This window comes from Paraburkholderia piptadeniae (assembly GCF_900007165.1).
Taxonomy (GTDB): domain Bacteria; phylum Pseudomonadota; class Gammaproteobacteria; order Burkholderiales; family Burkholderiaceae; genus Paraburkholderia; species Paraburkholderia piptadeniae.
The window spans coordinates 1-595 of sequence record NZ_CYGY02000135.1; the positions used below are offsets into that span (position 1 = coordinate 1).

Annotated in this window: 1 protein-coding gene; it reads right to left on the reverse strand. The window is 56.8% G+C overall.

The genetic code is table 11. The features are described from left to right. Positions 1–595 (reverse strand): IS30 family transposase (locus tag BN2476_RS42590; RefSeq protein WP_143811214.1); only part of this gene is annotated, 595 nt, incomplete at both ends.

Below are 595 nucleotides of genomic sequence, written 5' to 3' on the forward strand. Positions count from 1 at the left end.
ACCGGTCGATGCAATAGTTTGCTGGAATCGCTCGGCTGGCGTTTCGTAGTTCAGGGTTTTCCTCGGACGTTCATTCAACCGCCTGGCCACGGCATTGAGCCTGGCTTGTGAATACACCGATAGGTCGGTGCCTTTAGGAAAATATTGTCTCAATAGCCCGTTGGTATTCTCGTTCGACCCGCGCTGCCAGGGATTCTGGGCATCGCAGAAATAGACCTTGATGTCGGTAGCAACCGAGAAGCGCTTGTGGTCGGCCATCTCTGTACCGCGATCCCAGGTCAGCGACTTATAGAGTTCCTGCGGTAATTTGCAGGCGTGCCTGATGAGAGCGTTGGCGACCACTTCGCTATCCTTGCTGGCGATCTTCACCAGCATCACGTAGCGTGTCTGGCGCTCGACAAGCGTTGCGATCTGACTGCCTGCACTTCCGCAAAGCAAATCACTTTCCCAGTGACCCGGTACGGCGCGGTCTTCAACTGTAGCGGGGCGTTCGCTGATCGAGACGGTATCGCGAATTCGGCCGTGATCGCCAGTCTTCTGTGTGTAATGGCGCGAACGACGCATCGCGGCGCGCGTGCGTCGCAAATGCTCGAGC